Here is an 8,598-nt window from a genome sequence, read left to right as displayed (position 1 = left end):
AGTAAGCTTGGTCTATGCACTGTCCTTGGTAGTGAACTACTTTTATGACCCCAAGTTAGACCCACCTCGATCGCTGTTCTTTACCGCTTGGGCTAGCAGTATTGTACTGGTGATTGGAGGACGGCTGTTGACTACACTAGCGCTGCGCCAACTAGACCACAGCCACCACGCGGCAGTTAATAGTCCTGTTTTTCTGATTGCACCAGCGCACCGTCTCAGTGCTTTAGCCAAGACTGTTCGCCAGCGATACCACATTGTTGGTGCTGCCCTTTCTTCCATGGCAAATACCGAATCAACCCTACGACTGATCTTGGCATCAGGAGCACGAGAGGTGCTAGCAGAAAACCTTCCCCAAAGTGACCTAGCCTCAGCCCTGTATTGGCAACTCAAACGGCATGGCATTTTGTTGCGGTTATTACCCTCTAGCTTAGACATGCTGCATCGACGCGGGATCCCAGAAATTGTGGCCGGCCTACCCACCCTACGAGTAGCTCCATCATTTTTGCTGCTCAACGGTTGGGACTATCGCCTCAAACGCTGTATGGATATTGTGGGAGCGCTCATTGGCATTACTGTCTTGTCACCAGTGTTTGTGGGGATTGCGATCGCCATTCGGTTATCGTCTCCGGGTGCTATTTTCTATCGCCAAGAGCGGGTAGGGCTGCACGGCAAAACATTTCTGATGTGGAAATTTCGCACTATGGTGGCGGATGCCGATCGCCTGCAAGCATCCTTAGAACAGCGAGTTAACTGTAGCCATCAAATCATGTTTAAGCTTAAGCATGACCCCAGGGTGACATCGGTTGGCCGCTTCCTGCGTCGCACTAGCTTAGACGAGTTACCCCAACTGTTTAATGTGCTGCTAGGGCAAATGAGTCTCGTCGGGCCTCGACCACTGCCCTTGCGGGATGTAGCACATTTTTCACCATGGCATCATGTGCGTCATCAAGTGCTTCCAGGGATTACAGGTCTGTGGCAAATCTCAGGACGATCAGATATTGAAGACTTTAACGATGTAGTGCGCTTAGATTTGTACTACATTGACAACTGGTCACTAAACCTAGACTTGGATATTTTGGTAGAAACACTGCGCATTATCATTTTTGGCGAGGGTGCTTACTAAGCAATAGTGCATCGCAATTGGGGAGTCAACTAGGCTCTAGATCACTGCAAGGCTAATCCACCCCCCTTACTGCGGTAGGCTAGTTGGTTACCTGATTTGATCGGCAGCTTTAGTCAGTTTCTCAATACAACCCCCTAACTAACCTGCATGTGGCCATAGCACATCGTGATTGCAGTAGATTTTGGGTAGAGAAAGCGAGATTATGGTACCAAGTTGTCAGTTTGTTCATGGCTCTCTGGGGTGGTTGCCGCTGCTGACGAGTATGCTGACCGTGATCTCAGTGGTGACTTCTGAGGCTGGTTTAGCAGTTCACGTTGCTCCCCGTCACCGATCGTTCCTTCCTATATCCGCCAATCGAGAGTTACCACCCTCTGACTTACCGCCCTCTGATCAAGTTGCTCGGCTCTTAAACAGTCATGCATCTGTCATCATTAGTCCTGATGGAACAATGATCGCAGGCGTTAGTCACAATAATCAGATCAAGCGTTGGCACCTAGACTCTGGACGAGAACTCCAAGCCCTCTCTGGGCATCGCCTACCAATTTTGAGTCTTGCCATTAGTCCTGATGGCCATACCCTGATTAGCAGCGGGCATGACCAAATCATCAAACTATGGGATATGGACACTGGACGGGAGCGGGCTATTCTACGGGGTCACACTAATTGGGTCGAAGCACTGGCAGTTAGCCCCGATGGACAATTTCTCGTCAGTGGCGGGGGCGATCGTTCCCTCAAAATTTGGCAACTCACGGGCAATTCCCCAGTGTTAGTTAGCACTCTTAATGGACATCGTGACCCTATTACAGCCTTGGCCATCACCCACGATGGCACACGATTGATTAGTGCTAGTTGGGATGAGATTCGGGTGTGGAATTTTCTCACGCACACCTTAGAAATTGTCTTGGCAGGGCATGAGTTAGGTTGCAACACTATTGCTATTAGTCCTGATGACTCTTTCCTGGTGAGTGGTGGCGGCGATCGCTTAATCAAAGTCTGGAACTTGAAAACTGGAACCCTACAACGAACCTTGAGTGGCCATGCCTTCGCAGTCAGTTCGATCACCCTTACCCCTGATGGCAGTACATTGGTCAGTGCTAGCCAAGACAACACCATCAAAACCTGGGATATGAGGACTGGTCAGATTGTTCGTACCTTTCCTCGCCAGACAACTGTGATACAGTCGATCGCCATCAGCCCTGACGGTAAATACTTAGCTAGTGGCGGCTGGGGTGAGGTAATCAAGTTGTGGGATGTGCAGACTGGCAAAGAATTGCGAACGTTAGCTGCTCCGCCGCTACGAGGGCTGCCGAGACGTAATCCCGCTCTTGAGCCGATTTGAGAGGTTATCTTGATAGCTATGGATAAAGCTGCTCTGCGGCGAACTCTCTTGCAACAACGGCAGACGCTATCGATAGCCGAGTGGCGCGATCGCAGCGATTGTATCTGTGCTCACCTGCAAACCATACCCCTCGTCCGACAGGCTGGCACCATTCTGGCCTATTTCAGCAGTCGCCAAGAACCAGATTTAAGTCCACTGGTGATGGCTACTTCTCAAACTAACATCCACACAGCAAAACGCTGGGGCTTTCCACGCTGTGTAGGCAGAGCTTTACAGTGGCATCAGTGGCAGCCAGGCGATCCGCTACATACAGGTGCCTACGGTATTTTAGAACCGCTCGAAACCGCCCCGCAATTATCTGTGGTAGAGGTTGATTTACTGCTAATACCAGCCATTGCCTGCGATTTTCGGGGGTATCGATTAGGTTATGGCGGGGGATTCTATGATCGCCTCCTCAGTAACCCAGCTTGGGCAGCTAAACCAGCGATCGGCATCACCTTCGCCTTTGCATACTTGCCTCAATTACCCGTTGATCCTTGGGATCGCCCTCTCACAGCCGTTTGTACAGATAGTGGCTGCCATGAATGCTGCCCATAGTTCCTCAACCTACATGAGACCATGCCTACCCATTACCGGTTGCGTCTGGTGGCAACTCCGCTGGTGGAGGCTCCGAAGCCAGTTGAGCCTTAAGGGCTGCTAGTTCTTCCTCTACACTACCACCTGATTCTAGTGCGGCAAACCGCTGATCTAGGCTATCTGCTGACAAATCTGCTACAGCTGATGCCTGCGCTTCTAGTTGCAAGACCTTTTCTTCCATGCGTTCAAAGGCAGCGGCTGCTCCACCAGACCCCATGCGCCCCATCATTTCATGCAAGTTTTGGGATGCTTTAGCTGATCGAGCACGGGCAATGTACATATCCTTCTTGGTTTTGGCCTCTGTGAGCTTACTTTCCAATACAAGCATGTTGCGCTTCAACTGCTCGACAATCGTAACTTGCTGTTGAAGTTGTGTTTGTAGGGTTTTAGCAGTTTCCAAGTAAGTTTGACGGCGATTGAGGGCCTCTCTCGCTAGCAACTCGTCATCCTTTTGCAGCGCTAGTTGAGCACGCCGATACCACTCATCAGCTTGAGATTGCGCCTGTGCCTGTTGACGCTCTGTGCGTTTTTGGGTAGCGATTGCCTGGGCAACAGCCTGTCGAAGTTGGATCAAGTCCTCTTGCATCTCCAAAACAGCTTGTTCCAGAATCTTCTCTGGATCCTCAGCCTGGCTAACGAGATGGCTAACATTTGCCCGAATAACCTGCCAAATTCGGTTTAACAATCCCATACCCCTCTGCGTGTCAACACTAGCTGCTTACACGTCTACTAATTCCTCAATGCCTTACCCTATACTCAGGATGACAAGTTCAAGTTGTAGGAGGCTGTTTCTCTACAACAAATCACCTTATCCTTAGTCTAGACCTAATCTATGAAAAACCGATACCTCAATCTATCCTATCGTGCCAGCGCTAAGGGTGTCCGACTGTTAACGCAGATTTGTCAGGAATCCTAGAGACTGTTCAACACAGCGGTAGCGTGAGGCAGAATAATATAATGATTGCGATCAATTGTGAGCCAGTTTTCTTCACGCAGTTGCCCTAACAGGCGAGTAACTGTTACCCGCGTTGTGCCAATGGCATTAGCTAGGTGTTGATGGGTCAGTCGAATATTGATGCGTGTTCCTTCATCGACCGGATGCCCTACCTCGCGACCTAACAGGGTTAACAATTCACACAGCCGATCGCGAACACGGCGATGACCCACCATCGTGAGAAGTGCTTCTGTCTGGCGCAGACGGCGGCTAAGGTGCTGAAAAATGCCACGAGTCAAGGTAGGAGACTGTTCAATTTCTGTCATGCTCAACCGCATAACATCCACATCTGTCATTGCCATTGCTTGGTAGGGGCGAATTGTAGTGAATGGTAATCCAAAGGGCATCGAAGGCGTAACTAAGCCCAGCAGAGCCTCATCTCCCGTAGGATATAGAGTCGTAAGCTGCACAACACCTCGGCATACCACTAAAACATCATCCGAATTGAGAGGGATTACCTGACCAGTAGTGTAAGGATAAAGGGTTCGTTCCTTATAGAGTTCTTCCAACAGTTGGCGCAGATCCAGTAAAGATGCTACTTCACCATTTGTAAGAGTATTCAGCATAGAGTAACCTGCCTTGAAACTGCTGTGGTTACATCTAGTGTTACTCTGTAATCTAAAGAACAGGTAAAGCAGGGGTTGAAATCAGGTTAAGCCCTCGTTAAGTAGCGAATTGCCTCTAGGGATCCCCGCGCCTTGTTGAGTGTCTCTTGATATTCCTTGTCTGGGTCTGAGTCGGCTACTAAGCCTGCACCAGCTTGAACACTAACACGATGTTGCCCGTTACCTAAGTTCCGAACAATCATGGTTCGGATGGAGATCGCTGTATTCAGTTGGCCTTCAAAATCATAATAGCCATACACCCCAGAGTATGGGCCACGACGATCGGGTTCTAGCTCATGGATGATTTCCATAGCCCGAATTTTAGGCGCACCACTCACTGTTCCGGCTGGAAAGCAAGCCTTAAACAGATCCCAAGCAGTTTTGTCTGGGGCCAAATCACCCACCACATTGCTGACAATGTGCATCACGTGAGAGTAGCGTTCAATCACCATCAGCTCATTCACACGCACAGTGCCACTGACACAAACCCGACCTAGGTCATTGCGTCCTAAATCTACAAGCATGACATGTTCAGCAACTTCCTTGGGATCTGCTAGCAAGTCAGCCGCCAGGGCTTCGTCTTCAGCCGGAGTCTTACCACGAGGGCGGGTGCCTGCGATCGGTCGTACTGTAGCTTGGAGCGGCGCATTGGTTGCTAACCGTTCTGCCTTCACCATCACTTCTGGACTAGAACCGATGATTTGCCAGCCATTAAAGTGAAAGTAGGCCATGTAGGGAGAGGGATTAATCAACCGCAGAGAGCGATACAGAGCAAAAGGATCACCGCTGTAGGTTGTTGTCAGCCGTTGAGAGATAACAACTTGAAAAATATCACCAGCCCGGATATAGTCCTTCGCTACCTCAACATTGGCACAAAACTGATCACGGGTAGTGTTGCTAATAACCGAGTCAGGCAGTTGATCGGGCTTGCTGGCTAGGGTAGTTACTGATTGTTCTTGGGTTGCCTGTTGAGTAATGTTGTTCCACAGTAGCGCTGTTGCTGATTGAGCGACAGGGGATTGGAGTTTTTGCACCAGCATAGTGACCCGATCGCAGGCTTGGTCATAGGCTTGGCGCAGGTCAGGGGTAGTAGACAGGTCAGCGTGGGCGATCGCCCAAATTTTGCGTTTCACTTGGTCAAACACCAACATGCTATCGACCTGCATCCACAACCCATCAGGCAGATCATCCTCCTGTAGGGGATAGATAGGCACACGGGGTTCAATCCAGTGAATCAGCTCATAGCCCCAAAACCCAAACAGACCACCACTTCCTAAGGGCAAGTTTATGTCTTTAACCGGGTGATAGGGGGCTAGACAGCTTGCCAAAATATCGAATGGGTTACCGTTGAACTGCTGCACAGTACCATCCCGATGATATTGAGTAGTCTGTGCATCCCTAGTCTCTAGCACCCACAACGGATCGCAACCTAGCAGGCTATAGCGACCGATCGTTTCACCACCTTCTACTGACTCCAGTAAAAAGCTGTAGGGCTGGCCGGCACAAACTTTGTACCATGCAGAAACTGGGGTGTCCAAGTCGGCAACCCATTCTTGATAAACGGGGATTAAGTTGCCCTGGTTTGCCAATTCTGTAAATTGGTGAAAATCAGGAAAGATCATTCAATGTCGTAAGGAGCGTTACCGCTGAATTTGAGAGTAACTGGTTCTGGGTTGCTACCGATGTTACGATCGCGCTTGCCGTGGAACTCCCGACCGGCATTCACCTTTTCAGGGAACACACCATCAGCAGGGTGAAGATACTGAATTTCATTGGGAAATACTCGGTAAATCTTATAGTCTTCGATTTTGGGCTTGAACTTGGTTCGTAGTTGGGTACCCAACGCGAGACACTGTTCCTTGCGAGCTAGGTAAAGTAAATTTTCACCTTCGTTCATCACTGCTGCACCGCCAGTAGGCATTTCAAATACCTGCTCTTTAGTGCTGGTCCACGTAATCGCGTACTTTTCTTCCACTTCGGCCTTAGTCAATAAGCCGCCAGTGCTGCCGCCAAATATAGGGGTTTTTCCAGTCAGGGTATCTGTCATATGAAAAACTACTCTGAACGTTTTCAAAGCATCCTACCACCGACCTGTAAACAATCTAGTCACTCTGTGAGGAACTGTTACAGTTCTTTAGCTGAAGCAAATGACTGGATGCGGCAAAAGCTAGCTCACCAAGCGCACAAACTTTGTTTTGCCCACTTGCAATACCTTGCCATGCAGCAGGTCAGGACTGTCAAAGCTAGTGTCTGCATTCGTAATCTTTTCACCGTCTAAGCGCACGGCTCCACCTTGAATCTGACGGCGGGCATCGGAGCTGCCACCACAGAGCTTGCTGGCGCTGAGGATGTAGAACAGCTTGGCCGGGAACTGTAAGCCAGCCAGGGAAAATTCTGGGACGGCATCAGTTGCTGTGCCACCACCTTGAACAAGGGCAATTGCAGCAGCTTGAGCCTCTAGAGCAGCCGCTTCGCCGTGGTATTGAGTAACAATATCTAAGGCAAGGAGCTTTTGCCGATCACGGGGATTTTGGGGCAAGCTATCTAGCGGGCGATCAGTCAATAATTCAAAGTACTGATGAATAGCACTGTCAGGGATCTTCTCTAGTTTAGAATACATGCTTAGGGCATCCTCGCGTAACCCTACGTAATTGCCTAAGGACTTAGACATTTTTTGCACACCATCTGTCCCTGGCAAAATCGGCATCAGTAAGCCAAACTGGGCTGGTTGTCCGAAGTGTCGTTGCAAGTCTCGCCCAACAGTTAGGTTGAACTTTTGGTCAGTGCCGCCTAATTCGACATCAGCTTCTACAGCTACAGAGTCATAGCCCTGCATCAGTGGATAGAGAAACTCGTGCAAGTATACTGGATTGCCCTGGTGGTAACGCTCAGCAAACCCTTCCTTGGCCAACATCTGGCCAACTGTCATGGTAGCTAACAGATCTAGGATGTCGCTAAGATCTAACTTAGATAACCATTCGGAGTTGTAGCGAACTTCTAGGCGATCAGGAGTGTCAAAGTCTAAGATCGGACGCACTTGCTCTAGATAGGTCTCAGCATTTTTCTGCACTTCTTCCCTGGTTAGCTGCTTGCGCACCTCTGACTTGCCAGTAGGATCACCAATCTGAGCTGTAAAGTCGCCAATGATGAGCACAGCTTTGTGCCCTGCATCCTGAAAGGCTCGGAGTTTGCGAAAGATAGTGCTATGGCCAAGATGAATTTCACTGCCTGTCGGGTCAATACCAAACTTAATCCGCAACGGACGCTTTGCCTGCTGGATCCGTTGTACTAGATTCTCATCTGGGTTTTGGGAAGTCGGATGGTGGGGAAAAATTTCACTAACGCCTCGATCGAGCCAGGACACATCTTGCATGACAACTACACTAAATGCACTAGACAGTTATCTTAATATGCGGCGGGATGTTCCTTGGTCATGTGCAGTACTCAGGCATCATCTGGGTTAATGCCTAAAGCGCGTAACTGAGCAGCAAGGCGATCAGCCCGCTGGCGTTCTGCTTCAGCCCGCTGATGTTCTGCCTCAGCCCGCTGATGTTCTGCCTCAGCCCGCTGGCGTTCTGCCTCAGCTCGCTGGTATTCTGCTTCAGCTCGCTGGCGCTGGATTTCCTGGCCTTCGGCTCCGGTTGCAATCACCTGGCCATCAGCATTGCACCACCGCAACCACAACCGGGGAATCGTTTCCTCATAGGTACCTTCCCAGAGGGTCAAGCCGATGCCAATAGTCTCTAGCCAAACTGATTGGCCTACAGTGTTGATCCCTTCTGGGGGCGTTATTTCTGTGTAGCGCCCAGCGGCGATCATCCATACCCGCAACAGCGCCCCGTTCATATCCCCCTCGGTTTGAATTTGGCGTAGGGGGTCAAACACCACATAGTAGGGCACG

At 50.0% G+C, this 8,598-nt stretch carries 9 protein-coding genes; 3 read left to right on the top strand and 6 right to left on the bottom strand.

The features are described from left to right. The 3 genes from NZ772_08945 to NZ772_08935 form a co-directional block, all read left to right on the top strand. Positions 1-1,123, top strand: a 1,123-nt coding sequence (locus NZ772_08945) for a sugar transferase (protein ID MCS6813679.1), incomplete at its 5' end; no start/stop codon positions are given. A 262-nt stretch (positions 1,124-1,385) separates the two neighbouring features. Next, positions 1,386-2,462 (top strand): WD40 repeat domain-containing protein, encoded by a 1,077-nt coding sequence (locus NZ772_08940; protein MCS6813678.1) that lies wholly within the window; start codon positions 1,386-1,388, stop codon positions 2,460-2,462. 18 nt (positions 2,463-2,480) lie between these two features. After that, a complete protein-coding gene (locus NZ772_08935) occupies positions 2,481-3,059 on the top strand; it encodes a 5-formyltetrahydrofolate cyclo-ligase (GenBank protein ID MCS6813677.1) in 579 nt (192 codons plus the stop codon). Positions 3,060-3,084: 25 nt separating this feature from the next. On the opposite strand, the gene NZ772_08930 is transcribed toward NZ772_08935, so the two are convergent. The 6 genes from NZ772_08930 to NZ772_08905 all read right to left on the bottom strand — a co-directional run. Then, the gene (locus NZ772_08930; protein ID MCS6813676.1) at positions 3,085-3,789 is read right to left on the bottom strand and encodes a PspA/IM30 family protein; all 705 of its coding nucleotides are present in this window, start codon (positions 3,787-3,789) and stop codon (positions 3,085-3,087) included. Between the two features lie 221 nt (positions 3,790-4,010). Further along, positions 4,011-4,658, bottom strand: coding sequence for a Crp/Fnr family transcriptional regulator (locus NZ772_08925; GenBank protein MCS6813675.1), 648 nt, complete (start codon positions 4,656-4,658; stop codon positions 4,011-4,013). A gap of 86 nt (positions 4,659-4,744) precedes the next feature. Then, positions 4,745-6,319: an anthranilate synthase component I gene (gene trpE / locus NZ772_08920; GenBank protein ID MCS6813674.1), complete on the bottom strand. Its 1,575-nt coding sequence runs from the start codon at positions 6,317-6,319 to the stop codon at positions 4,745-4,747. After that, positions 6,316-6,744 carry a photosystem I reaction center subunit II gene (locus NZ772_08915; protein ID MCS6813673.1) on the bottom strand — a complete coding sequence of 143 codons (429 nt, stop codon included), beginning with the start codon at positions 6,742-6,744 and terminating at the stop codon, positions 6,316-6,318. The genes trpE and NZ772_08915 overlap by 4 nt, the downstream gene beginning before the upstream one ends. Positions 6,745-6,864: 120 nt before the next feature. Further along, a complete protein-coding gene (gene tyrS, locus NZ772_08910; GenBank protein MCS6813672.1) occupies positions 6,865-8,070 on the bottom strand; it encodes a tyrosine--tRNA ligase in 1,206 nt (401 codons plus the stop codon). A gap of 71 nt (positions 8,071-8,141) precedes the next feature. Continuing rightward, positions 8,142-8,598: hypothetical protein (locus tag NZ772_08905; GenBank protein ID MCS6813671.1), on the bottom strand; the 457-nt coding region annotated here is incomplete at its 5' end.

The sequence above is a fragment of the Cyanobacteriota bacterium genome, assembly GCA_025054735.1.
In the GTDB taxonomy this organism is placed as follows: Bacteria; Cyanobacteriota; Cyanobacteriia; order SKYG9; family SKYG9; genus SKYG9.
Note: the sequence above shows the minus strand (reverse complement) of the source record. Positions and strands in the feature narration are given on the sequence as shown.

Excerpts from the sequence above, each read along its gene's own strand:
- NZ772_08935 (MCS6813677.1), top strand. The coding sequence starts at position 2,481 with ATGGATAAAGCTGCTCTGCGGCGAACTCTCTTGCAACAACGGCAGACG.
- trpE (MCS6813674.1), bottom strand. The coding sequence starts at position 6,319 with ATGATCTTTCCTGATTTTCACCAATTTACAGAATTGGCAAACCAGGGC.
- tyrS (MCS6813672.1), bottom strand. The coding sequence starts at position 8,070 with ATGCAAGATGTGTCCTGGCTCGATCGAGGCGTTAGTGAAATTTTTCCC.
- NZ772_08925 (MCS6813675.1), bottom strand. The coding sequence starts at position 4,658 with ATGCTGAATACTCTTACAAATGGTGAAGTAGCATCTTTACTGGATCTG.
- NZ772_08940 (MCS6813678.1), top strand. The coding sequence starts at position 1,386 with ATGCTGACCGTGATCTCAGTGGTGACTTCTGAGGCTGGTTTAGCAGTT.
- NZ772_08915 (MCS6813673.1), bottom strand. The coding sequence starts at position 6,744 with ATGACAGATACCCTGACTGGAAAAACCCCTATATTTGGCGGCAGCACT.
- NZ772_08930 (MCS6813676.1), bottom strand. The coding sequence starts at position 3,789 with ATGGGATTGTTAAACCGAATTTGGCAGGTTATTCGGGCAAATGTTAGC.